Genomic DNA, 24,081 nt, shown 5'->3' with positions numbered 1-24,081 from the left:
TAAAAAACTATAAAAATGAAACCAAATCTTAAAAACGCTATAAAAGCATTATTTTTTGCGACAGCCATATTTGCTCAGGTAAAATGTTCTTCCTCAAATGATGCTGTCGAAAATCCTCCGCCGGTAGTGCCTCCGGTTGTAGTAAAAAATGATGTTGATTTTTGGTTGACAAAAGGAGATCAAACGGCATTATTAACAAAACAAACAGGCGCTTTAGGTTTTGGAACTACAGTAAATAATTATCCAAATATTGAAGTAAACGCCAGCCAAAAATACCAGACCGTAGATGGTTTTGGATACACTTTAACAGGTGGAAGTGCAGATGTAATCAATCAATTGAATGCAACTAAAAAAGCAGCTCTTTTACAGGAATTATTTGGTTCATCAGAAACTTCAATTGGAATAAGCTATATCAGAATCAGTATTGGAGCATCAGATTTGCATTCAACCACTTTTACCTACGATGATGTTTCAACTGGAAATACAGATATGGATTTGGCTAAATTTAATTTAGATGGAGATAAAAATGGAGTAATTGCCCTTTTGAAACAAATTTTGGCAATCAACCCGAAGATTTTAATTGTAGCAACACCTTGGACAGCGCCACTTTGGATGAAAACTGAAAACAGTTTCAAAGGAGGAAGATTAGATACGAAGTATTATGATGTTTATGCAAAATATTTCGTAAAATACATTCAGCAAATGAAAGCCGAAGGAATTACGATTGATGCCGTAACGCCTCAAAACGAACCTTTAAATCCATATAATACTCCAAGTCTGGAAATGTCAGCTTTAGAGCAGGCCAATTTCATCAAGAATAATTTAGGTCCAGCATTTAAGACAGCAAACCTTGCAACAAAAATCATTGCTTACGATCATAATTGTGATATGCCGGATTATCCCAAAACAATCCTGGCAGATGCAGTGGCAAATCCTTTTGTAGACGGTTCAGCATTTCACTTATATGCAGGAGATATTAGTGCTCTTTCAGATGTTTACAATGCTTACCCTACCAAAAACATCTATTTTACTGAACAATGGACAGCTTCTACAGGTAGTTTTGACGGAGATTTAAAATGGCATCTTAAAAATGTCGTTATTGGTTCGATGCGTAATTGGAGTAGAAATGCTTTGGAATGGAATCTAGCTAATAATGCGAATTTTGGACCTCATACAAATGGAGGATGTTCAGAATGTAAAGGAGCTTTGACCGTGACTTCAACGGACAATTTTCAGCGTAATGTAGCCTATTATATTATAGCCCATGCTTCAAAATTTGTTCCCGCTGGATCTATAAGAATTGATAGTAATATCAACGGTAGTTTACAGAATGTTGCCTTCATCACCCCATCAGGTTCAAAAGTTTTGATTGTCGAAAATGATGGATCGTCCAATGTGGCTTTCAATATTAAATTTGATGGTAAATGGGTAACAACTTCTTTAGACGAAGGAGCTGTAGGAACTTATACGTGGAAATAATTAAAGCATTTACAATGAAAAAAATAATTATTGCATTACAATTACTAGTTTCGATTACAACTTTTGGACAAGGTTTTGTACACAGAGACGGACAAAAGATTGTGGATGGAAACGGAAAAAATATACTATTAAGAGGTTTAGGATTAGGAGGATGGATGGTTCAGGAAGGTTATATGATGCAAACTCAGCCTTTTGCAAGTCCGCAATATGTAATCAAACAAAAAATTGAGGACGTTGTTGGAGAACAAGGAACAAAAGAGTTTTATGCCGCTTACAAAGCAAACGGAATTACAAAACGTGATATTGATTCCTTGGCAAAATGGGGATTCAATTCCATTCGTCTGCCAATGCATTACAACCTATACACACCACCAATTGAACAAGAGAAAAATGGTGAAATCACATGGATAGAAGAAGGTTTTACCATGACGGATAACTTGCTGAAATGGTGTGCCGAAAATAAAATCTATTTGATTCTTGATTTGCACGCAACTCCCGGAGGACAAGGAAATGACGCTGCAATTTCTGACTACGATACTACAAAACCATCTTTATGGCAAAGTGAAGCCAATCAGAAAAAAATGATTGCTTTATGGAAAAAACTAGCTTCTCGTTACAGAGATAATCAATGGATGGGAGCTTACGATATTATCAACGAACCAAACTGGAATTTTACAGGAACCAATAAAAATGGTTGCGACGAAAATTCGAACGGTCCTTTGAGAGATTTAATGGTTCAGGTAACAAAAGCTATTCGTGAGGTCGATACAAACCATTTGATCTTTATTGAAGGAAACTGTTGGGGGAATAATTACAACGGAATATTTCCTTTATGGGATGAAAATATGGCGTTGAGTTTTCATAAATACTGGAACTACAACACTACAGCTTCGATCCAGAAAATGCTGGATTACAGAACGCAATATAATGTTCCGATTTGGTTAGGAGAAAGTGGCGAAAACTCTAATGTTTGGTTTAAAGATGCACTGAACTTAGTCGAAAGCAATAATATTGGATGGGCTTTCTGGCCAATGAAAAAAATCGAAAATATTGCCGGAGTAACTTCAGTAACTAAAATTCCGGAATATGATGTTTTATTGAAATACTGGAAAGATGGCGGTCAAAAACCAAGTTCAGATTTTGCCAAAAAAATATTGATGAAAATGGCAGATAATTACAAAATGGAAAACCTGACAGTTAAGCCGGATGTAATCGATGCAATGTTTAGGCAAGTACAGACCAACGATACAAAACCGTATAAAAAACATGTAATTCCAGGGAAAATTGCTGCAACTCAATATGATTTGGGAACAAATGGATATGCATATTCAGATAAAGATTTTATCAACTACAGATCAGAAACAGGAAATTTTGACGAGTGGAACAAAGGAAATACCATGAGAAATGATGGTGTCGATATTTTACCATGCAAAGATGCAGGATCAAACGGTTATCAGGTTTCATTTATAGAAGATGGAGAATGGCTTCAATTTACAACTCAGGTTGCAAAACAGAAATCATACAAAGTTGCGATTCGTTATTCAAGTGAAAAATTAGAAGGAAAACTTCATTTAGAAACAGAAAACGGTAAAAAATCAGAAACAATCATACTTCCTGCAACTGGAGGAAATGAAAAATTCAAAACAGTTATTTTATCAGGAATAGAATTAAATGCAGGAACAAATAAAATCAAATTTGTTTTCGAAAAAGGAAGTTTTAATTTGAATTATTTAGATTTTTCAGAAGCTAAATAATAAAAGATATTCCGTTAGGGAATTAAATGTTGACCGTAACATAATTAACATAAGTTTTAAATTGATTGTTTTCAGTAAAGCCTTTGAAACAGTAGCTTTACCAGAATAAAAAATTTTAACATGAAAAAGATAAATACAATTGTTTTAGTAGTAATGGTGCTTTTGGTAAGCGGTTCATTTTATGGTCAGAATTTAAAAATTATGACCTACAATATTCGTTTGGATGTAGCGTCTGACGGAGAAAATGCATGGCCAAACCGAAAAGATTATTTTACTTCTCAAATACAATTTTATAGTCCGGATATTTTTGGAGTTCAGGAAGCAACTCCCAATCAGGTTATTGACATAGCTTCGGCTTTGCCAAAATACAACAAGTTTGGAATTGGCAGAGAAGAGAAAGGAACTGGAGAAGCTTGTACGATTTATTATAAAAAAGATCGTTTTCAGGTACAGGAATCAAATACATTTTGGTTGTCAGAAACACCCGATATGGTTTCAAGAGGTTGGGATGCAGCTTGTAACAGAGTTTGTACGTATGCTCTTTTTAAAGATTTAAAAACAAAAAAAACGTTTTGGGTTTTTAATCTGCATCTCGATCACATGGGTGAAGTCGCAAGAGTAAAAGGAGTAGAATTGGTTCTTTCGAAAATAGCAGCAGTAAATACTAAAAAGTATCCAGTTTTTTTAATGGGAGATTTCAATTCAGAACCGGATACAAAACAAATTATAGAAATTAAAAAAGTAATGGATGATACCAAAGATGTGTCAATAGAAAAACCTTTTGGACCATCCGGAACATTCAATGATTTTGAGCATAATAAGCCAGTAACGTTATTAATAGATTATATTTTTATGTCTAAAAATAGCGGACTAAAAATTCAAAAACACGCAGTACTAAGTGATTCTAAAGATTTAAGATATCCGTCAGATCATTTACCTGTCTTAATAGAAATAGATTAAAAAATGAAAAACATCAACAAAAAACTTCAAATTTTACTTTTACTGCCTTTGATTGCAGTTCAAATAAAATGCGGAACTTCAAAAAATTCAGTTACCACTTCTGGTAAAGCCGAAGCTTGGATTACAACAACCGATGAAACATTAAAATTGCAAAAGCAAAATGATTTGGTTTTTAATTCAGAAACGAATTCAAATCAAACGATTCTAGTTGACGCTTCTCAAAAATTTCAAACCATCGAAGGTTTTGGATTTTCCTTAACAGGAGGAAGTGCTCAGGCAATTATGAAACTGGACAAAGCAAAGAAAGAAGCATTGCTTCAGGAATTGTTTACAAGAAATAATGATGCAATTGGCTTGAGTTATTTACGAATTAGTATTGGAGCTTCTGATTTGAATGAAAAAGTTTTTTCGTATGATGATATGCCGGAAGGTCAAACAGATTTAAAACTGGAACACTTTAATCTTGGTTCGGATTTAAATGATGTTGTGCCGCTTTTAAAAGAAATTTTGGCAATAAACCCAAAGATAAAAATCATGGGTTCTCCTTGGTCACCGCCAGTTTGGATGAAAGATAACGGAAACTCAAAAGGCGGAAGTTTACAGCCAAAATATTATCAGGTTTATGCCGAGTATTTTGTAAAATATATTCAGGCAATGAAAGCACAGGGAATTGTAATTGATGCGATAACACCGCAAAACGAACCTTTGCATCCCGGAAATAATCCAAGTTTATTAATGCTTGCAGAACAACAGGCAGATTTTATCGGAAATAATTTAGGTCCCGCTTTCGCGAAAGCAAAAATCAAAACCAAAATTGTAGTTTACGATCACAATTGTAATAAACCCGAATATCCTTTAACGATTTTGAAAGATGCAAAAGCGAATCCTTTTGTAGCTGGTTCAGCATTCCATTTATATGAAGGAGATATCAGCGCTTTGTCTACAGTTCATAATGCATATCCAAAGAAAGACTTATATTTTACAGAGCAATACACAGGATCAAAAAGCAGTTTCGAATCTGATTTGAAATGGAGCGTAAAAAACGTTGTAATTGGTTCTATGCGTAACTGGAGTGTAAATGCATTATCTTGGGGATTGGCAAATGATGAATACTACAAACCATTTACACCAGGCGGATGTTCTACTTGTAAAGGGGCATTAATGATCGATCAGGCTCAGAATATCAAAAGAGAAGTAGGGTATTATATCATTGGTCATGCTTCAAAATTCGTTCCGGAAGGATCTGTTAGAATTGGCAGTAATATTAGTAATAACTTGTACAATGTTGCGTTTAAAACTCCTTCGGGACAAATTGTTCTGATCGTAGAAAATGATGGAACTTCGACAGAATCATTCAATATCAAATACAATCAAAAACAAATTTCAACTACTTTAAACGCTGGTGCAGTTGCAACTTACGTTTGGTAATCAAAATTAATCACTTGAAATCGCTATGATTCCAAATATTAAACTGGAATAAAGAGTGGAGATTCCTCCCGATAGCTATCGGGATCCATTAAATAGCATATATTAAATACGTATGAAAAAAATAACCACATTTACCTTGTTGATGGTATCGTTTTTTGCGGTCGCACAACAAGAAACAATCGATCAGAAAGTAAATGCTTTATTGAAAAAAATGACTATTGAAGAAAAAATAGGTCAGCTTAATCAATATACAGGCGATAATTCTGCAACAGGACCAATTACGATAAATCCAAACAAACAAGCCGAAATCAAAGCAGGTTTAGTAGGTTCGATGCTAAATATTATCGGAACAAAATATACCCGACAATATCAGGAATTAGCGATGCAATCGCGTTTAAAAATTCCGTTGTTATTTGGTCAGGACGTAATTCACGGATACAAAACAACGTTTCCAATTCCGTTAGCTGAGGCTGCAAGTTGGGATTTAGCAGCAATTGAATTAGCGGCAAGAGTTGCGGCTACAGAAGCATCTGCAAGCGGAATTCACTGGACATTTGCGCCAATGGTTGATATTGGACGTGATCCTCGTTGGGGACGTGTAATGGAAGGAGCCGGAGAAGATACTTACTTAGGCTCTAAAATTGCTTATGCAAGAGTAAAAGGATTTCAAGGAAATAAATTAGGAGATTTAAACTCCGTTATGGCGTGCGTAAAACACTTTGCAGCTTATGGTGCAGGAGTTGGCGGTAGAGATTACAACTCAGTAGATATGAGCGAGCGTATGTTACTTGAAACCTATTTGCCTCCGTTTAAAGCGGCCCTGGATGCTGGTGCAGCAACTTTCATGAATTCATTTAATGATTTAAACGGAATTCCTGCTTCAGGAAATGCACATTTACAACGCGATATTTTAAAAGGAAAATGGAACTTTCAGGGATTCGTAGTTTCGGATTGGGGCTCTATTGGGGAAATGGTAGCGCACGGATATTCAAAAGACCTTAAAGCCGCCGCACTTTCTGCGATTACAGCCGGAAGTGATATGGATATGGAAAGTAATGCATACCGTTACAATCTTGCCGAATTGGTAAAAGAAGGTAAAGTTTCTATTGATTTAATCGATGACGCGGTAAAACGTATTCTTCGCAAGAAATTTGAATTAGGATTATTTGATGATCCATACAGATATTCAGACGAAAAAAGAGCTGAAAAAGCCTTAAGTAATCCTGAAAACAGAAAAGCAGCACTTGAAGTAGCGCAAAAAAGTATCGTTTTATTAAAGAATGACAATCAAACATTGCCAATTTCTAAAAGTGTAAAAACAATTGCATTTATTGGACCAATGGTAAAAGAATACAAAGCCAATATGGGATTTTGGGCCGTAGAATTGCCGGATGTTGCTTATGATAAATGGGTAGTTTCGCAATGGGATGGTTTACAAAACAAAGTGGGTAAAAATACTAAATTGCTCTACGCAAAAGGCTGTGAAGTAACCGGAGATAATAAAGATGGTTTTGCGGAAGCTGTTGCAACTGCCAAACAAGCAGATGTTGTAATTTTAAGTATTGGCGAAAGACATGACATGAGCGGTGAAGCAAAAAGCCGCAGCAATTTGGGCTTACCGGGCGTTCAGGAAGATTTAGTAAAAGCAATCCAGGCAACAGGAAAACCAGTTGTGGTTTTGGTAAACGCGGGAAGACCTCTTATTTTTAACTGGACAGCAGACAATGTTCCGGCAATTGTTTATACGTGGTGGTTAGGAACTGAAGCAGGAAATGCAATCGCTAATGTTTTATTTGGAGATTATAATCCGTCAGGAAAATTGCCAATGACATTCCCGAGAGAAGTAGGGCAAGTGCCTATTTATTACAATCATTTCAGCACAGGAAGACCAGCAAAAGATGAAGATTCAAAAAATTATGTTTCAGCTTATATAGATTTAAAAAACTCACCTAAATTTCCTTTCGGATACGGATTGAGTTATACACAATTTGGTTATACAGATTTGAAATTATCTTCGACTAAAATAAAAAGCAACGAAACAATAAAAGTTTCCTTTCAATTATCAAATATTGGAAAAGTAGCTGGAGAAGAAGTAGTACAATTGTATTTAAAAGACAAATTCGGTTCAGTAGTAAGACCGGTTTTGGAATTAAGAGATTTCCAAAAAGTAAAATTAAATGCTGGAGAATCTAAAACTATCGAATTTACAATTGACAAAGAGAAACTATCTTTCTACAATGATAAATTAGAATGGACAGCTGAACCAGGCGATTTCGAACTAATGATCGGAACTTCGTCAGCAGATATTAAATTAAGATCAAACTTTGAATTACAATAAAATTACAATCTCCAAAAACTGTAATTAACCAAAAAAGCGGAATCGTAAGACTCCGCTTTTTTATGTTAAAACAAATATGATTTTAACTCATTGGGTGTGATCGCTAAAATTTCATTTAACACATAGAAACATAGGTTTTTTTATCTTGAAAAGGAGTGTAAAAAGAAACATGTTTCTTACACATAGCTAGACTCTGTGTCTTTTAAAGAAGTGAAACATCTTTTTTGAGCGTATAGAATCTATGTTTCTATGTGTTAAAACTAATTTCCTTTACGGATTGATTTTTAATTAAAATGTTTTTTGAAATTGAATTTTAATTTATTCAAAATACCCTCTTCAATAATATCAACTCCAATTCCAAAATTACTATCCGCAACTTCGTGGTGTGCTGCTCTGAAATCTTCAAAATCCTTCTCCGGAATTTCTAAGTTTATTAATGGTTTAAAATCAATTATGATAGTTCCACCATTTTTAGTGATTTTTTTGCGGCTCGTATAATCAAAATACGGATTATTAATAGTGCTTTCCTGTATCGTAAATTTCTCCGTAACATCTATTTTTTGATCCGTCAGAAGTTGGATTTCAAAACGTTCGTTGTCAAAATTATGCCAGAAAGTAATGTCTTTGTGCATAAAATCCCTTGCACTGTTTTTGACAATATTTCCATCAAAATACATTAAAAAACGATTGTTTTTGCCATCAGTATAATACGGATTTTCAATTGTTGTTTTGTATTCAATTTTAAATTCATTTAGTTTTTTGTCATCACTTACAATTTCAATTACAGCATCTTTAAATATATTTCTAAGATCAGTTCCGTTTCTGTCGTTATTGTAATTTAGAGTATGAAAGAAGAAATTATTCCAACTGTCAATGATTTCTCTTTTGTTCGTTTTTTTGAAATATTTACGCATATTATTGGCGCGATTTCCTTTGTATATAGTTGTTAAGTTAAGCTTGCCAATATTGTTTGCTACAATAAGTTCAGATTTTTCATCAACAGCATAATAAGAAAAACGATGTGGCGGTTTAATTTGTAATTCCAGATTTGGTTTAACCTCCAAATAATGCATAAAGAAGATAAAACCACGATTTTCAATTAATCCAAATTCATCACGAAGCGTTGCATCCACAAAGTAACTTTCGCCCTTGTAATTTATTTTTACAATTACGTGATTAAAAGTCAGCAACGACGGTAAATAATATTTCATGTAGAAGTCCGTATTGAAATTGACTAAAACAATTGAAGAGTCGATACCAATAGAATCTAAAATCACCTTCAATAAAACCGATTTTGCTTTACAATCACCCTGCTTATTTTCATAAGTAACTGACGGTTCCTGAGGTTTGTAACCATTCATCTCATCAGCATTGTAAATATAATTAATATGATTTTGCACATATTCTATAGCAAATTGCAGCTGTTCATCCTTGTCATTTATACCATCAATTTTTTCAATTAAATCCGGCGCAAATTCCTTTAGCGAAGATTTTTCAAAAATAGCATCATAAATTGGAGCGATATAATTTGATAATTCTTTCCAATTAGCATCCGTTGCAAAATCTATAAATGGAGAAACTTCTCGATTTGAATCCACAAAATTGATGTAGTTCTCTTCGTTAATTACATATTCTTCCCCTTTTTTCAAGTGGTTAACTTCAGGTTCCAAAACATTTCCGTTTTCATCCCTGAAAAAAGTCTTTTTATAGGCAATTGTTCTTTCGCGATCATTTTTAAAAGTGAACTTATATTTTCCATAAGCCCAATAACTGTCGGGACCTATCCAAATATATTTAGAGAACCCTTTTCGTAAAAAGTCGCGATCAGTAAAAACTTTAATTCTGGAATCCTCCATAATCAAAATGTCATAAAGTCGAAGATCTTTTATCGTGATATTGACTTTTTTATTACTGCTTAAAACGCCGCCGCCACTTTGGTTTTCGCTGTCAAGTATTTTGATTTTCGTATCCGGAATTTTATCAACCAGAACACCATCTCTCAAAACACTGATTCGGTGTATAACGTACGTTTCGTTTTCTTCCAAAACAACATCTACAACAGATGCTCTTTCTAGATTTGCAGGTTCATTTAGCGTATATGCCAGACAAGCATATTCACTATTTTCATGATCACTTGTGTAGTATATTTTATCTAAAAAATAGCAATAATCGCGTCCTTCATCTGCTTGTTTTTGAGAGAATTCAGATTCTTTGATATATTCAATAAGTTGCGCGTCGTTAATATTGCCAGCCCAATGTTCTGGCTTTTGAATTTTATAAATTTCTGATTGAAGAGCTTGTTCCATAAGTAAGGCTTTTATTTGAAGTAGGTAAAATCTTTCGTATAAAACAAAAATATAGAATTTTGCAAATATCTAATAGCAGCAAAATCATTATTGAGATAAGTTTGGTTTTCTTACAATAAAGAATTTATTATCTGATTTTATAGAAGTTTAATCTTAGATAATTTAATAAAATTCTGAAAGAATTGAGAAAGTTGTAAAAAGGAATAGAAGTAAAAATGCCAATGATTACTCAAAAGAGATTGCAATTGGCAGAAAAGAAAAGAGATTAAAATGTAGAAGTAAGATATGAAATAAGAATTATTTCAAAACAGTATTTATAAAATCCATAGCGCCAATACCTTTATAAGATGCATACAAGGCTTTGTCAAAAGCTTCTCGTTTTGCTTTTTTGTCCTTCGCTTCAGTTTCAACAATCATCTGATTGAAAATTCTCTCCTGTTCTTCACTATATTTTATGGAAGCCTCCAAAAGATCATTTTTGGATACTAATCCAAAAGAAGAATATATTTTTTTCATAAACTTCTTGTTCAGTTTTTCTAGGTTTGGAATGCTCATATTTAAACCAATTTATATTACGCTATATAAGAGACGTTGTATTTTAACTTATGTTACAGAATTGTAGTGTTAATAACAATCAATTATATATTTCTACTTGTAATTACTTTTTTTAATGTCTTTTTGTTGTAAAATCAACAAGTTAAGCGCTTAATGTGTTATTATGACGCAATGTACTTATTTTTTCAATTTGTTGTTTGTTTTTAAGTAAAAATTGTGATTTAAACACTTGTAATTTGGGCTGATTCAAAAGAATAATTTGGTTTGAATTTCGAAAAAATGTCCCGGTTTTATAAAAATGAATTAAATTGCAGTACCAATCAAAAACTGGAAAGTTGTATTTAATAAAAAACAGATGTTAAAAGACATTATAGAAAATAATCAAAATTACCAACCTGGACTTTCGATAGATTGTGTAATTTTTGGTTTTCATGACAATCAACTTAAGGTTTTATTGATTAAGATTCCGCATCAGAATACTTGGTCATTACCTGGCGGATTTATTCCAATAGATCAGGACATTGATACTGCAGCAGTTACAGTTTTGAATGAAAGAACAGGAGTTGAAGGCGTATTTTTGAGACAATTTGCCACTTTTGGAAAAGTAAAACGCAACGATCAGCACTTTGGAAAAGAAGTTCTGGAATATTTGAAAATCGAAGAAGAAAAAGGAAAATGGTTAATGCAGCGTTTTGTTACCATTGGATATTATGCCTTAGTCGACTTTTTAAAAACAATCCCAAAATCTGCTGATAAAGATCAAGTTATAGAATGGATTGATCACAAAGAAGTGCCTGAACTTATTTTAGATCACAAAGAAATTCTGGATAAAGCATTAGACACCTTGCGAACCGAATTGAATTTAATGCCTGTTGGATACAATTTATTACCCGAAAAATTCACAATTCCGGAGCTTCAAAAATTATATGAAACCATACTAGACAGAAAGTTAGACCGAAGAAATTTTCTTAGAAAAATAACCAATATCGGAATCCTGACGAAACTCGACGAAAAGAAAAGTAATGTCGCACACAAAGCACCAAATTTATATTCGTTTGATAAAGATAAATATGAAGAAGTCCTTAAAAATGGATTAACTCAGGGGTGGTAATTTAGAAACGAGACCTAACAGTCCCGAAACCTCGGGATAAAACCTGTTAGGTCTGACAAACTTATTAAGTCTGAAAAATAAACGTTATGATAACTATTGAAACATTCAGAACTTTAGCATTGTCATTTCCAAATGCAACAGAAGAACCGCATTTTGAGAAAACGTCATTCCGAATCAACAAAAAAATATTCGCGAGTTTTGATGCAAAGAATAATCGGGCAGTTTTGAAATTAAATGAAATTGACCAATCTGTTTTTTCCGCTTCAAGCGAAATGATTTTTTATCCAATACCTAATAAATGGGGAAAACAAGGCTGGACCATTGTTGAACTTTCAAAAGTAAGACCCGAAATGTTTGAAGATGCATTGATACGTTCGTATGAAAATGTTGCACGTAAAAAGAAGTGATTCAAACTCGCTGGGTGTAATTATAAAAAACTATTAAATACATAGAAGCATAGATTTTAGATCAGAAAAAAGATGACTAAAAAGAAACACATTTCTTTCACATAGCTATGTGTATTTTAAATAAGTGAAACGCCTCTTTTAAGTAAACAAAGCTATGTTTCTATGTGTTAAAATATTACACTTAAAGAATTATTTAAATTATTAGAATAATACTTTAAATACCACACAAAATCATGAAAGAAAAAGAAATCGTATCAAAAACATTGTATGATTTATATAATGATTTAGGACTTCCGGTAGATTTAATTCATCAGGATTCGGGATTTACGATTCATAATCTGAAAGATATTCCGTTTGAATTACCATATCAATCGCCGGTTTTTCGACCAAATTATTTTTCTTTTGTTTTTGTGAAAAATGGTTCAGGAGAATATACAATCGATGGAAATACATTTGAAATTCTTCCGGGTTCAATATATTTTACAAACCCAAGTAATTATCGAACTTTTAGATGGAATACAATCGAAGAAATCTATTTAATCACATTTGATGAAACTTTCCTGAAAGAGAATTTGCATCACGATATCTTCAACGAGTTTTCTTTTTTATTGACAGAAACCATTCAGCCCAAAAAAATGGAAATGGAGGCTTTCTCCGAAATGGAGCGGCTGTATCTCCAGATTCATAAAGAATATCATGAAAACTCGATTTACAAATATAGAATCATTGGAAACTTGTTTATTGTAATTCTGCTAAAAATAAAAGAACATTTCTGGACCGATTATGATCCTATATATGAGGGAAACCGAAGCTCTCAAATCGTAAAGACCTTCAAACAAAATATAGAAAACCATTATCGCGATTTAGTAAATCATAAAACTGAAAAAATCTTTCGTGTAAATGATTATGCAGAACTTCAAAGTCTGCATCCTAATTATTTGAGTAATGTCATAAAAACCAAAACCGGAAAAACCATAATGACATGGTTATCCGAAAAAACAATTGCAGAAGCAAAATCACTTCTTCAGAATTCGGAAATGAGTATTAAGGAAATTGCCTTTCTCTTAGGCTTTACCGAATCGGCTCATTTTAGTAATTATTTCAAAAAAAATACCCAAACTACACCTGCAAATTATAAAAAAGAGCATAAAAAAGGCTAATCTTAGAAATTTGCATCTTTTGCTTTAAAACGCGTACTTTTTCAGAAGCATCGCCATCGCACCTTTGTACTATAATTTTTAAACAAAGAAAAAATGGAAACTTTAAACGGAAAAGTAGTATTAGTTACAGGAGCTTCAAGAGGAATTGGAGCCACAATCGCCAATCAAATTTCAGAGGCTGGAGCCAAAGTTATTATCAATTATTCAGGTAGTAAAGAGGCTGCTGACAAAGTAGTTGCCCAAATTATTGCAAAAGGTGGAGAAGCAATCGCAATTCAGGCAGATGTTAGTAAAACTGCTGAGGTTAAAAACTTATTTGATGTTGCAATTGCGCACTTTGGTAAAATCGATGTACTGGTAAACAATGCCGGAATCATGATTACCAAATTAATCAAAGACACCACCGACGAAGATTTTACAAGACAATTTGATATCAATGTAAAAGGAACTTTCAACACGATGCGTGAAGCCGCAACTCGTTTAGAAAACAACGGAAGTATCATTAATTTCTCCACTTCTGTAAACAGAATCATGTTGCCTTCTTACGCAACATATGTAGCTACTAAAGCCGCTGTAGAGCAATTGACAAGAGTGTTTTCTAAAGAAATAGGAAGCAAAGGAATTAACGTAAACTCTGTTTCTCCGGGACCAACAAACACCGAATTATTCACAACCGGAAAACCACAAGAAGTAATCGATCGTTTGGCTTCACTTTCTGCCTTTAATCGTTTGGGAGAACCGGATGATATTGCAAAAGTTGTTGTGTTTTTGGCAAGCGATTCAGCAAAATGGATTACAGCACAAAATATTGGCGTAAACGGTGGAATGGCTTAATAAATGTCAATGTCAATTTCAAAAATCAATGACAATTTCAATGGGAAAATCAATGATAAAAAGTCAATTTCTATTACAATAAAATATCAGAATTGAATTTCAACTAAAAATCTAAAATCTAAAATCTAAAATCTAAAATCTAAAATCTAAAATCTAAAATCTAAAATCTAAAATTAAAAACATTATGAAAAATTTAAAAAATAAAGTAGCTCTTATTACAGGATCAGCAAGAGGATTGGGAAAAGCAATCGCAGAACGTTATGCAGCCTTAGGTGCAGATATTGTTATTAATTATTCAAGAGATAAGGCTTCCGCCGATGAAGTTTTGAGCAATATTCTGGCGATGGGAGTAAAAGCAATCGCCGTAAAAGCCGATATCAGCAAAGTAGCCGATTTAGAATATTTATTTGACGAAGCTAAAAAAGCATTCGGAAAAATAGATATTGTCGTGGCAAATGCCGGAATCGAAATGGTTGAAGTTCCCGTAACGGAATTCACCGAAGAACAATTCGACAAAGTATTTTCGATCAATACTAAAGGAACCTATTTCACTTTGCAACAAGCCGCAAAACATGTTGAAAATAACGGTAGAATTATTTATATCGCTTCAAGTACAACTTCTTTTCCAGTTCCGGGAATGGCGATTTATGGCGGAAGCAAAACAACTCCACGATATTTGGTAGACATTTTGTCTAAAGAAATAGGTCATAAAGGAATCACCGTAAATTCTATTATTCCGTTTGCCGTAGATCATTCCGGAATTTTTGCAGAAGCAAATAGTTATCCTGAATTAAGAAAACAATTATTAGATAGTTGTCCAATGCAGCGTTTGGCAGAAGTTGAAGATGTGGCAAATGTGGCCGAATTTTTTGCCAGCGATTTATCTTCTTTCGTTAACGGTCAGCATTTACTGGTAAATGGAGGAGCAACAAACTAAAAATATAAATCCAAAAGCAGTAAAATGTCGAGATGTTTTGCTGCTTTTCTAAATTTTAAAAATGATACTAAAAATAATACATTCAGGATTATTTCTATTTGTAGTTTGTATGGGAATAAAACAAGGTTACGCTATCATAAATGGCGAAACGGAAATGATGAAAATGTTCGAAGATTTTAGTTTTAATAAAACTGAAATTCTGCTATTTGGAATAATCACTCTGTTGAGCAGTATTTTGATTTTTTATCCAAAGACATTTTTGACGGGAAATATTTTAATGGCGACAACGATTTTGCTTCTAATCTTCTTCCAACTTCACAATCTAAATATAAAAGGAGCATTTATCGAGATACCATTTTTATTGATGAATATCGTTTTGGTATATTGGAAACAGAAACATCCTTTTTCTAAAGTTTTTTTAAATTGACAAACCTAACAGGTTTCTAAAACCTGTTAGGTTTACCCGTGTATTTACTCAACAATAGTTCTAAAAGTCAAATTTACTCTAGGTTTTGATGTTGTTTTTGTTGGTGGTAAGCGATGTAGCCAATGCGTTTGAGTAGTATCTTTCATTACCAATAAACTGCCATGTTCTAAGATTAATGAAACCGTTTCTTTGGTTTCTTTATGTTTAAAAGCAAATTTACGTTCAGCACCAAAACTTACTGAACCAATTGCCCCATTTTTCTTTAAATCCTTTTCGGCATCACTATGCCAAGCCATTCCTTCATCGCCGGAATGATATAAATTGAGTAAACAAGAATTGAATGTTTCCCCTGTTTCTTGTTCAATAACAGCTTTTAATTCGAGTAATTCCTTCGTCCACGGAAGTGCTTTTTTGGTAGTATTTGAGTACGTATATTCAAAACCCGAATCGCCATACCAAGCCACTTTTCGTTTGGTAAGAATTAATTTTCCGAAGATAATTGCTTCATCATTTTTCCATTCAATGGTATTTAAAAGTAACTCCAAATAATGATTGGATTCTTCTCTGGAAAATAATTTGCCATAATAATTTACGGTTCCATCTTTAGGAAGCAAATTGGTTGTTTCGTTTATTTCGGGATTAAATAAGTCCATTTTTCCAATTTTGATATTCGGTTTTCATGCAATGTCCACAAGGTCTGAAACCGTTTTGTCTGGCTTCATTTTCAGATAAAAAGAAAACCCGATTTTCACGTTTCATTCTTTTTCCTGACGAACATTTTAGTGTTCCGTAAATTTTTAATTTTTGGTTTCCACCAAAGCAAATTTCCGCATTTTTAATTTTATTTCGAAGATTTGAATCGGAAATTTCAGTATGATAGATCATAATGTTGTTATGTTTTTTGCCACAGATTACAGGATTAAAATGATTTAAACATGCGCGAAATGATCACATTGAATCATCTTTTTTATCGAATTTCTGTTGTAGAGATGCACAGCAGTGCATCTAACGTTTGGTTGTCAATCTTTGCGGGAGACGCACTGCTGTACGTCTCTACAGATACACGACCCGTTGAAATATTCTTACGACGACGTCTCTGTACCTTTGCAACTTTGTACCTCTGAACCTTAATTTAACGCATCATGAAAAATAATTCCTAATGTATGTCGTTCGCCCGAATGAATTTCACTCACGCCATGTTTCATATTCACGCGGTAATATCCTTTTGTGCCTTTCACGGGTCTGAAATTGGTGGTAAAAATCAATATATCACCTTTTTTAGGTTTTAGGACAATTGCTTTCGATTGCGCTCTTGGCGTTTGTTGTGTAAGAACAAATTCTCCTCCGGTAAAATCTTCATCAGGTTCGTTGAGAAAAATTACTATTTGAATAGGAAAATAAATATCTCCATATAAATCCTGATGCAAAGTATTAAAACCACTTTTACCATATTTTAAAATTAAAACAGTTGCTTTCAATTGATTATTGGCGTGACATTCTTCTAACAGTTTCTCGTGAGTTTCAGGAAAAACAGTATTGATATTTAAAACTTTCATCCAGGAGTTTGCAATTGGCGCCAATTTTGGATAAATAGCAGAACGGATGTTTTGAATTAAATCAGGCAATGGATAATTGAAATATTTGTATTCGCCCAGACCAAAACGATAACGTTCCATAACGACTGTTTTTCGGTATAAACTGGGATTATCATAATCGAATTTTAGATCTTCACATTGTTCGTTATTAAGCACATTTGGAATGATTGCAAATCCATTTTCGTGCATAGATTCAGTAATGCTTTCCCAATTAAGAGAAGCAATTTTTGATTGTATATTTTGCATAAGTTTAAATTTGATGGATTATAATATCTGCGTATTTTTTATTGTAGAGACGCACAGCAGTGCGTCTACGCAAAGATTGTCGTCATAAATTGTAAATGGAAATTTTAGATTATTGGGTTTACCTGCGCGCCTTCCCAGCCAATTATAGCCGTTTTTCGGGTATTTCCCCACATATAACCACCAAAGGTTCCAGTAGATTGAATTACGCGGTGACAAGGAATTAAAAAGGCTACAGGATTGCTGCCAATCGCCGTTCCGACAGCTCGAGATGCATTTGGTTTATGGATTTGATGCGCAATAGAACCATAAGTAGACAATTGCCCCATTGGAATTTTGAGTAACGTTTCCCAAACTTTTAATTGGAAATCAGTTCCTTTTAAATGCAGTTTTATTTCCGATAATTTACTCCAGTCATTTTGGAAAATAAATAAAGCATTTTGCTGTACTAAATCTAGTTTTCTGGAAAATTTTGCATTTGGAAATTTATGTTTTAAATCTTCAAATCCAATTTCTTCGTTTTCGGCGAAAGCCATAAAGCAAATGCCTTTTTGGGTAGAAGCAACAATAATATTCCCAAACGGACTTTCGGCAAAGCTGAAATTAATATCTAAATTTTTTCCGCCATTTTTATATTCGGCAGGAGTCATTCCTTCGATGTTTACAAACAAATCATGAAGACGGCTTGTTCCCGAAAGTCCAGTGTCAAAAGCGGCGTCAAATAATGTCGCCTGATTGTCTTCTTTCAGAATTTTTTTGGCATGTTCTACACTAATATATTGCAAAAATTTCTTCGGACTTGTTCCTGCCCATTCGGTAAACAAACGCTGAAAGTGAAATGGGCTTAAATGCACTTTTTCGGCAACTTCATCAAGATTGGGCTGCGCTCTAAAATTGGCTTTGATATAATCAATCGCTTCTGCAATTCGATTATAATTGATGTTTTCCTGTGTGTTCATTTTTTGTTCAATTTTATAATGCAAATATCGATTGGTTTTTGCGGGTATAAAATCCGAAACTTGCGCTGTTTTTTGTTGTTATTGTTTCAAGTTGTTGCAGAACTTGAAACCTGAAACCTGAAACAATTTATTTAATGCGCCGTAGTTTTAGAAAAAACATTAATAACTACAACACCAATCATAATTAAAGCCAATCCAATAATAGCGGGTAAATCAGGTATTTGTTTGAAGAAAACAGCTCCAATAATAGTAATTAAAACGATTCCGACTCCAGACCAAATCGCATAAGCAATCCCAATAGGAATGGTTCTAATAGCAAAACTCAAAAAGTAGAATGCGGCAAAATAACCCACAATCGTTACAATACTTGGAATTAGTTGCGTAAACTGTTCTGATTTCTTTAATGCCGAAGTTGCGATGATTTCGAATATAATGGCAATTCCTAAAAAGAAGAAGTTTTTCATGTTTTCAGTTTTTACAAAGTTAGGCTTTCTAATAGAAGAAAATCATGATGGTTTTTAAACATGATGAAAGTATTAAGTTATTTTTTTAGGGATTGAATGAGAATCCGACGCTAAAAAATAATCTCACTTTGTCGATATTATTTATCCAGGAAGTATCAAAATGGATCGGACCTAAAATGGATTGGTAAGAGATGGCGGCCCCTCCAGATATTACAAGACTAGTTTCAGTATTATAATCCCAGTTTCCTTTTGGATTAAATGCATGCTTAATATATTCATCAAAAGTTTCAAAACCAACAGTCGCAATATTAAAGTGAGGAGTTAGGTAAAATTTTCCAATAATATTTATTTGAGAGGCAAGTTTTAAACCCAGATATTGTGTGACATTGAGTTCGTCTTCATGTAGACCGGGAAAGGGAAAACGATTACTGCCGGAACTTGGTATAATTCCTCCTAAGAAATACCTTGAAGCATAACCAAATTCTGAAAATGAGATTTGATTGTCTTTAACTTTATCCTGAAAAATAAAATAAGAATCAAATCCCACGATTCCGGTAATTTTCTTTTTTAAGAGTGCTCTCTTTTCAAAACTGAAACCAAATTTTGTATACCCATTAGTTGCGCCAGATACACTTGTTAGAGCGGGGTCGTTAAAAGAGGTATAGACATCAGATAATAATGATCGGGTTACATTTGCTTTTATAATTGTTCCGTTTTCAGCAAAGAAAACTTTATCCATATCATTATACGAATAATGCATGTTTACTTCTATACTGTTTAGAGAGTAATCGTTGATGTTGATTGAGTTAGGATTGTATTCTCTGTCGTATTTTGGTTGTAAATTGGTGTAGTGATAATTTAAACCATAGCCAAAATAGCTTTTTAGTGAATTTAAGTTTCTATTAATCTCATTATTGAATTCAAAAGAATTATAAAGTATGTTATCTGAGGCTTTACCATTAATGTAAATTTCTTGCCTTAAAAAGGCTCCGTAAAGTTCAGATCCCCACCACCAGTCTCTGTTTTTTCCGAAATTTTTCTGAAAATTGATCCTTGCTTTTGGCTGCTCTGCAATATCTATTGTTACAAGAAGTCGTGATGCTTCAGCAAGAACATTTCTGGCGGTATAATTAAAAATGATTCCAACGCCTCTGTAAGTGTCGTAATGTAATGATGTATTGAGTTGGTTTTTGGCGCGTTCATATCCAGTTATCGCAAGTCCTAGTTTGTCGCCATTTTTGATGAAATAGCTTTGCGTGATCTCATCAAAAAGATTGGTACCCATGGCTCTGTTAATACCCGCTATTATATCTTTGGTGCTATATTTTACATTTGTTTTAAGATTTATTCTACCTAATACCAGCGGAAGATTTTCCGGACTGATTCTTTTGTAAACAATAGTGTCAAGAATAAATTCTGTGGGTATTTTTGGCAATTCGTGAGTTCGCTGTTTATATCCTTTTAATTTTTCGGATAATGCGATTAAGGCTGGAAGGTTTTCTTCTGTTGCAATTTTACCATCTTTGTAGATTTCGTCGCTATCTGCAAAATCAGCAGTAGAAAAACGCAAGTTTGGTAGATGATCAACCAAGATCGTGCAGAGTTTTCGGTTTTCAGGATTTTTAATATTACTGGGGAACATACTGGTTTGTGTCAAAATAGTCACAAGATTGTTCAATTTGTCTATGGGTTCCAATCCGCCGCCTACATCACTACCAATAATTATGTCGGCGCCCATTTGTTTGGCAACATCTGTGGGGAAATTATTCATTACACCACCATCAACTAATACTGTTTTTTCATAGGCCATGGGCTTGAAAATAGCAGGCAGCGACATGCTGGCCCTCATGGCATAAGCAAGACTGCCTTTGCTTAGAATAACCTCTTTCCCTTCGGACAAATCGGTGGCCATGGCTCTAAACGGTATTGGCAGGCTATCGAAATCTCTAATATTGTAAACAGGATAAGTTAATTCAGCAAGGAGTTCTCTTAAATTTTGATCATTTAAAAGGGAGCCAACACTGTTTAGTTTTTTATCCTTAACTCCTATTCCAACTAAATATCTCTGAAATTCTCTTTTTTCCTCTACACTAACAGATTTTAACGACTGACCTCCGCCAAGTAATTTATCCCAAATAATATTTTTGGTTAATTTTTCGATACTATCTCCAGAATATCCCATGGCATACAAACCTCCTATGATACTTCCCATACTATTTCCAACAATAAGATCAGGAACGATGTGCAATGAATCTAGTTTTTGCAAAAGTGGGATATGTGCAATTCCTTTTGCTCCGCCGCCGCTTAAGACTAAAACGACTTTGGGTTTCTTTTCCTGAGAAAAAATAATTTGTGGGAGAATTAATAAAAATAAGAAAACGAAGAAATAAGTTGTTTTTTTCAAGCTTGTACTATTTAAGTATATGAGAAATAGATCCTTATTTTAATTATTAAAAGTAAGTAGATATTTATAAACGTGCAATTTTTTGAGAGAAATGTTTTTTTTTGTTGAGGTACAAAAAAACAAAACCTCGCATTTCTACAAGGTTTTGTTTGTAATAATATTTAGTTTTAGTCGTGTCTCGTATATTTAGCGTCGTCTATGGCATTTTCGAGATCTTCAACTTTTTTTGATTCTAATTCTATCTCTTTTTTTGCTTCATTGACTTTTTCCTGAGATTTAGCGATTTGCTTTTTTAATGTTTCAATCTTTTTTTGATGATTGGGATCATTGCTATTTTGTGAGGCATTTTCAAGAGTTTTTAATTGTTCTTGTTCTTTTTTCAGATCATCTTCTTTGTCCCAGGCTTTTCTTGCCATTTTTATTAGTTTTTGTTCTTCTCTTGCTAGTTTTGCTTTTGCCTTTTCTACATGATTTAGAGTAACAATAGGTTTCATTGTTGGTAGTTGAACTAATTGTGGAGCCCTTTCATCTACTCCCATTAAAGTTCCATTTCGTAATTGTGACTGATTAAAGCCTTGTGCATTTGCAAAAAGAGGTATAATTGTTATTATCAATACAATAAATAGGTTTCTCATATTTTGGTTTTGGTTTTCAAAAATATACTTAATATTTAAAAATGGATGCTAAAATATCTGATTAATTTTAAGGGTTTTGAGATGAGATGTAAAAGTGATATGTAAGAGGAAGATGAAATGTTCTTTACGTAGTAAACCCAACAGATATATTGAAACGTTTGCGTGAGGGATAGGAGTCAATGTCATTAAGTTAAGCTTTTTTTAGATAATTAAGACTGAAAAAAAATCGCGCAAAGTCGCAAAGCCGCCAAGTTTACATACATTTTCTTTGCGACTCTGCGACTTTGCGCGAGATTTATTCGGCAATATTCCCTTAACTTAATGGCACGCCCCTGTAATTTTAGATTTTACACTTGATTTTAGATTGAAAAACAAAACCCGACAGATTTTTAAAATCTATCGGGTTTGAAATATGTATTAAAAATCTAAGATCTACAATCTTAAATCTAAAATTTATTTAGTATCTGTAGTACTCTGGTTTGAATGGACCTTCAACTGGAACACCAATATAAGCAGCCTGATCGTCACGTAAAGTTTCCAATTCAACTCCTAATTTAGCAAGGTGCAAAGCAGCAACTTTTTCATCTAAATGTTTAGGTAACATATAAACGTCATTGTTGTAAGCAGCACTGTTTTTCCATAATTCGATTTGAGCAAGAGTTTGGTTTGTAAATGAGTTACTCATTACAAAACTTGGGTGACCTGTAGCACAACCAAGGTTTACCAAACGACCTTCAGCAAGAATGATGATGTCTTTTCCAGCGATAGTATATTTGTCAACTTGAGGTTTGATTTCGATTTTAGATGCACCGTGGTTTTTGTTCAACCAAGCCATATCAATTTCGTTATCAAAGTGTCCAATGTTACAAACAACAGTTTTGTCTTTCATTTGTTCGAAATGAGATCCAAGAACGATATCTTTATTTCCAGTAGTTGTAATGATGATATCAGCATTAGCAACAACAGTATTTAATTTTTTAACTTCATAACCGTCCATTGCAGCTTGTAAAGCACAAATTGGGTCAATTTCAGTAACTGTTACAATAGATCCTGCACCTCTGAAAGAAGCAGCAGTTCCTTTTCCAACATCACCGTATCCACAAACGATAACTCTTTTACCAGCTAACATTAAGTCAGTTGCACGACGTACAGCATCTACAGCAGATTCTTTACAACCGTATTTGTTATCAAATTTAGATTTAGTAACAGAGTCATTAATGTTGATTGCAGGCATTGGTAAAGTTCCGGCTTTTACTCTTTCGTAAAGTCTGTGAACTCCAGTTGTAGTTTCTTCAGACAATCCTTTGATTCCAGGAACCAATTCTGGGAAACGGTCAATAACCATGTTAGTTAAATCTCCACCATCATCAAGAATCATGTTCAATGGTTTTCTGTCTTCACCAAAGAATAAAGTTTGCTCAATACACCAGTCAAATGATTGCTCATCAAGACCTTTCCAAGCGTAAACTTGGATTCCTGCAGCAGCAATAGCAGCAGCAGCCTGATCCTGAGTTGAGAAAATGTTACAAGAAGACCAAGTAACTTCAGCACCAAGAGCGATTAAAGTTTCGATCAAAACTGCAGTCTGAATAGTCATGTGTAAACATCCAGCGATACGAGCACCTGCAAGAGGTTGTTCGTCTTTATATTCAGCACGAAGCGCCATTAAACCTGGCATTTCAGCTTCAGCCAATTCAATTTCTTTTCTTCCCCAAGCCGCTAGAGAGATGTCTTTTACTTTGAAAGCCACAAAAGGCGTAGTTGTAGTACTCATTTATAGTATATTTGTATATTGTAAAATTTTTGCAAATTTACGGAATAGGTTTTTAATTCTGACTACTTTCTATAAGATTTGTGAAATGTTTAATTTCTTAATCTTTTGAACTTTAGCTAAATAATTTAACTTGTAATAAGAGTATAATAAAAATTAGGAGCTATTTACTTCGTCAGTTCGCTGTCGCTCGTGTCCTGCTGTCCACTATATCTTTTATGGTGAACCCCACCACAAAAGGATGCCTCCCGATAGTTCGGGACCATCAGGGCTAGAAAGACCAGACTTTGATATTTAACCATATAAGTGATATA

21 protein-coding genes are annotated in these 24,081 nt (G+C 33.7%); 11 read left to right on the top strand and 10 right to left on the bottom strand.

Features of this window, described 5'->3' with window-relative positions:
* Positions 1 to 15 precede the first annotated feature (15 nt).
* The 5 genes from EAH81_RS13505 to EAH81_RS13485 all read left to right on the top strand — a co-directional run bounded on the left by EAH81_RS13505 (position 16) and on the right by EAH81_RS13485 (position 7,959).
* Positions 16 to 1,479, top strand: coding sequence for a glycoside hydrolase family 30 protein (locus tag EAH81_RS13505; protein ID WP_140507904.1), 1,464 nt, complete (start codon positions 16 to 18; stop codon positions 1,477 to 1,479).
* A 14-nt stretch (positions 1,480 to 1,493) separates the two neighbouring features.
* Positions 1,494 to 3,233 (top strand): cellulase family glycosylhydrolase, encoded by a 1,740-nt coding sequence (locus tag EAH81_RS13500; protein ID WP_140507902.1) that lies wholly within the window; start codon positions 1,494 to 1,496, stop codon positions 3,231 to 3,233.
* A gap of 120 nt (positions 3,234 to 3,353) precedes the next feature.
* On the top strand, positions 3,354 to 4,193 hold the full coding sequence (locus EAH81_RS13495; RefSeq protein WP_140507900.1) for an endonuclease/exonuclease/phosphatase family protein: 840 nt from the start codon (positions 3,354 to 3,356) through the stop codon (positions 4,191 to 4,193).
* A gap of 3 nt (positions 4,194 to 4,196) precedes the next feature.
* The gene (locus EAH81_RS13490) at positions 4,197 to 5,621 is read left to right on the top strand and encodes a glycoside hydrolase family 30 protein (protein ID WP_140507898.1); all 1,425 of its coding nucleotides are present in this window, start codon (positions 4,197 to 4,199) and stop codon (positions 5,619 to 5,621) included.
* Between the two features lie 112 nt (positions 5,622 to 5,733).
* Positions 5,734 to 7,959, top strand: a complete 2,226-nt coding sequence (locus tag EAH81_RS13485; protein WP_140507896.1) for a glycoside hydrolase family 3 N-terminal domain-containing protein — start codon at positions 5,734 to 5,736, stop codon at positions 7,957 to 7,959.
* Positions 7,960 to 8,243: 284 nt separating this feature from the next.
* Here EAH81_RS13485 and EAH81_RS13480 read toward each other — a convergent pair whose 3' ends face one another.
* On the bottom strand, positions 8,244 to 10,265 hold the full coding sequence (locus tag EAH81_RS13480; protein WP_140507894.1) for a DUF3857 domain-containing protein: 2,022 nt from the start codon (positions 10,263 to 10,265) through the stop codon (positions 8,244 to 8,246).
* 297 nt (positions 10,266 to 10,562) lie between these two features.
* Positions 10,563 to 10,781, bottom strand: coding sequence for a hypothetical protein (locus tag EAH81_RS13475; RefSeq protein ID WP_241676561.1), 219 nt, complete (start codon positions 10,779 to 10,781; stop codon positions 10,563 to 10,565).
* 394 nt (positions 10,782 to 11,175) lie between these two features.
* Here EAH81_RS13475 and EAH81_RS13470 point away from each other — a divergent pair, with 394 nt between their 5' ends.
* The 6 genes from EAH81_RS13470 (at position 11,176) to EAH81_RS13445 (ending at position 15,696) form a co-directional block, all read left to right on the top strand.
* Positions 11,176 to 11,931, top strand: a complete 756-nt coding sequence (locus tag EAH81_RS13470) for an NUDIX hydrolase (RefSeq protein WP_140507890.1) — start codon at positions 11,176 to 11,178, stop codon at positions 11,929 to 11,931.
* Positions 11,932 to 12,017: 86 nt separating this feature from the next.
* Positions 12,018 to 12,338 carry an MmcQ/YjbR family DNA-binding protein gene (locus EAH81_RS13465; RefSeq protein ID WP_140507887.1) on the top strand — a complete coding sequence of 107 codons (321 nt, stop codon included), beginning with the start codon at positions 12,018 to 12,020 and terminating at the stop codon, positions 12,336 to 12,338.
* A 233-nt stretch (positions 12,339 to 12,571) separates the two neighbouring features.
* Entirely contained in the window at positions 12,572 to 13,498 is a 927-nt protein-coding gene (locus EAH81_RS13460) for a helix-turn-helix domain-containing protein (protein ID WP_140507885.1), read from the top strand.
* A gap of 93 nt (positions 13,499 to 13,591) precedes the next feature.
* Positions 13,592 to 14,332: an SDR family oxidoreductase gene (locus EAH81_RS13455; RefSeq protein ID WP_140507883.1), complete on the top strand. Its 741-nt coding sequence runs from the start codon at positions 13,592 to 13,594 to the stop codon at positions 14,330 to 14,332.
* A gap of 184 nt (positions 14,333 to 14,516) precedes the next feature.
* The gene (locus EAH81_RS13450) at positions 14,517 to 15,269 is read left to right on the top strand and encodes an SDR family oxidoreductase (RefSeq protein WP_140507880.1); all 753 of its coding nucleotides are present in this window, start codon (positions 14,517 to 14,519) and stop codon (positions 15,267 to 15,269) included.
* 61 nt (positions 15,270 to 15,330) lie between these two features.
* The gene (locus EAH81_RS13445) at positions 15,331 to 15,696 is read left to right on the top strand and encodes a hypothetical protein (protein ID WP_140507878.1); all 366 of its coding nucleotides are present in this window, start codon (positions 15,331 to 15,333) and stop codon (positions 15,694 to 15,696) included.
* Positions 15,697 to 15,740: 44 nt separating this feature from the next.
* On the opposite strand, the gene EAH81_RS13440 is transcribed toward EAH81_RS13445, so the two are convergent.
* From EAH81_RS13440 to ahcY, 8 genes are all read right to left on the bottom strand, one after another.
* Entirely contained in the window at positions 15,741 to 16,349 is a 609-nt protein-coding gene (locus EAH81_RS13440; protein ID WP_140507876.1) for an alpha-ketoglutarate-dependent dioxygenase AlkB family protein, read from the bottom strand.
* A complete protein-coding gene (locus tag EAH81_RS13435) occupies positions 16,336 to 16,581 on the bottom strand; it encodes an Ada metal-binding domain-containing protein (RefSeq protein WP_140507874.1) in 246 nt (81 codons plus the stop codon). The genes EAH81_RS13440 and EAH81_RS13435 overlap by 14 nt, the downstream gene beginning before the upstream one ends.
* 242 nt (positions 16,582 to 16,823) lie before the next feature.
* Complete coding sequence (locus tag EAH81_RS13430; protein WP_140507871.1) at positions 16,824 to 17,537, bottom strand: 2OG-Fe(II) oxygenase; 714 nt, start codon at positions 17,535 to 17,537, stop codon at positions 16,824 to 16,826.
* Positions 17,538 to 17,641: 104 nt separating this feature from the next.
* A complete protein-coding gene (locus tag EAH81_RS13425; RefSeq protein ID WP_140507869.1) occupies positions 17,642 to 18,493 on the bottom strand; it encodes a methylated-DNA--[protein]-cysteine S-methyltransferase in 852 nt (283 codons plus the stop codon).
* 131 nt (positions 18,494 to 18,624) lie between these two features.
* Positions 18,625 to 18,957 carry a DMT family transporter gene (locus EAH81_RS13420; RefSeq protein WP_140507866.1) on the bottom strand — a complete coding sequence of 111 codons (333 nt, stop codon included), beginning with the start codon at positions 18,955 to 18,957 and terminating at the stop codon, positions 18,625 to 18,627.
* A gap of 85 nt (positions 18,958 to 19,042) precedes the next feature.
* The gene (locus EAH81_RS13415; protein ID WP_140507864.1) at positions 19,043 to 21,361 is read right to left on the bottom strand and encodes a patatin-like phospholipase family protein; all 2,319 of its coding nucleotides are present in this window, start codon (positions 21,359 to 21,361) and stop codon (positions 19,043 to 19,045) included.
* A 167-nt stretch (positions 21,362 to 21,528) separates the two neighbouring features.
* Positions 21,529 to 21,996, bottom strand: coding sequence for a hypothetical protein (locus tag EAH81_RS13410; RefSeq protein ID WP_140507862.1), 468 nt, complete (start codon positions 21,994 to 21,996; stop codon positions 21,529 to 21,531).
* Between the two features lie 457 nt (positions 21,997 to 22,453).
* On the bottom strand, positions 22,454 to 23,770 hold the full coding sequence (gene ahcY / locus EAH81_RS13405; protein WP_140507860.1) for an adenosylhomocysteinase: 1,317 nt from the start codon (positions 23,768 to 23,770) through the stop codon (positions 22,454 to 22,456).
* Between the last annotated feature and the right edge of the window lie 311 nt (positions 23,771 to 24,081).

The sequence above is a fragment of the Flavobacterium pectinovorum genome, from assembly GCF_006438875.1.
Lineage (GTDB): Bacteria > Bacteroidota > Bacteroidia > Flavobacteriales > Flavobacteriaceae > Flavobacterium > Flavobacterium pectinovorum_A.
This window is presented reverse-complemented; position numbering and strand designations above follow the sequence as displayed.

Coding starts and splice junctions, on each gene's coding strand:
- EAH81_RS13425 (WP_140507869.1), bottom strand. CDS start 18,493: ATGAACACACAGGAAAACATCAATTATAATCGAATTGCAGAAGCGATT.
- EAH81_RS13465 (WP_140507887.1), top strand. CDS start 12,018: ATGATAACTATTGAAACATTCAGAACTTTAGCATTGTCATTTCCAAAT.
- EAH81_RS13495 (WP_140507900.1), top strand. CDS start 3,354: ATGAAAAAGATAAATACAATTGTTTTAGTAGTAATGGTGCTTTTGGTA.
- EAH81_RS13440 (WP_140507876.1), bottom strand. CDS start 16,349: ATGGACTTATTTAATCCCGAAATAAACGAAACAACCAATTTGCTTCCT.
- EAH81_RS13500 (WP_140507902.1), top strand. CDS start 1,494: ATGAAAAAAATAATTATTGCATTACAATTACTAGTTTCGATTACAACT.
- EAH81_RS13480 (WP_140507894.1), bottom strand. CDS start 10,265: ATGGAACAAGCTCTTCAATCAGAAATTTATAAAATTCAAAAGCCAGAA.
- EAH81_RS13485 (WP_140507896.1), top strand. CDS start 5,734: ATGAAAAAAATAACCACATTTACCTTGTTGATGGTATCGTTTTTTGCG.
- EAH81_RS13460 (WP_140507885.1), top strand. CDS start 12,572: ATGAAAGAAAAAGAAATCGTATCAAAAACATTGTATGATTTATATAAT.
- EAH81_RS13420 (WP_140507866.1), bottom strand. CDS start 18,957: ATGAAAAACTTCTTCTTTTTAGGAATTGCCATTATATTCGAAATCATC.
- EAH81_RS13475 (WP_241676561.1), bottom strand. CDS start 10,781: ATGAAAAAAATATATTCTTCTTTTGGATTAGTATCCAAAAATGATCTT.
- EAH81_RS13450 (WP_140507880.1), top strand. CDS start 14,517: ATGAAAAATTTAAAAAATAAAGTAGCTCTTATTACAGGATCAGCAAGA.
- EAH81_RS13445 (WP_140507878.1), top strand. CDS start 15,331: ATGATACTAAAAATAATACATTCAGGATTATTTCTATTTGTAGTTTGT.
- EAH81_RS13430 (WP_140507871.1), bottom strand. CDS start 17,537: ATGCAAAATATACAATCAAAAATTGCTTCTCTTAATTGGGAAAGCATT.
- EAH81_RS13505 (WP_140507904.1), top strand. CDS start 16: ATGAAACCAAATCTTAAAAACGCTATAAAAGCATTATTTTTTGCGACA.
- EAH81_RS13455 (WP_140507883.1), top strand. CDS start 13,592: ATGGAAACTTTAAACGGAAAAGTAGTATTAGTTACAGGAGCTTCAAGA.
- EAH81_RS13490 (WP_140507898.1), top strand. CDS start 4,197: ATGAAAAACATCAACAAAAAACTTCAAATTTTACTTTTACTGCCTTTG.
- EAH81_RS13410 (WP_140507862.1), bottom strand. CDS start 21,996: ATGAGAAACCTATTTATTGTATTGATAATAACAATTATACCTCTTTTT.
- ahcY (WP_140507860.1), bottom strand. CDS start 23,770: ATGAGTACTACAACTACGCCTTTTGTGGCTTTCAAAGTAAAAGACATC.
- EAH81_RS13470 (WP_140507890.1), top strand. CDS start 11,176: ATGTTAAAAGACATTATAGAAAATAATCAAAATTACCAACCTGGACTT.
- EAH81_RS13435 (WP_140507874.1), bottom strand. CDS start 16,581: ATGATCTATCATACTGAAATTTCCGATTCAAATCTTCGAAATAAAATT.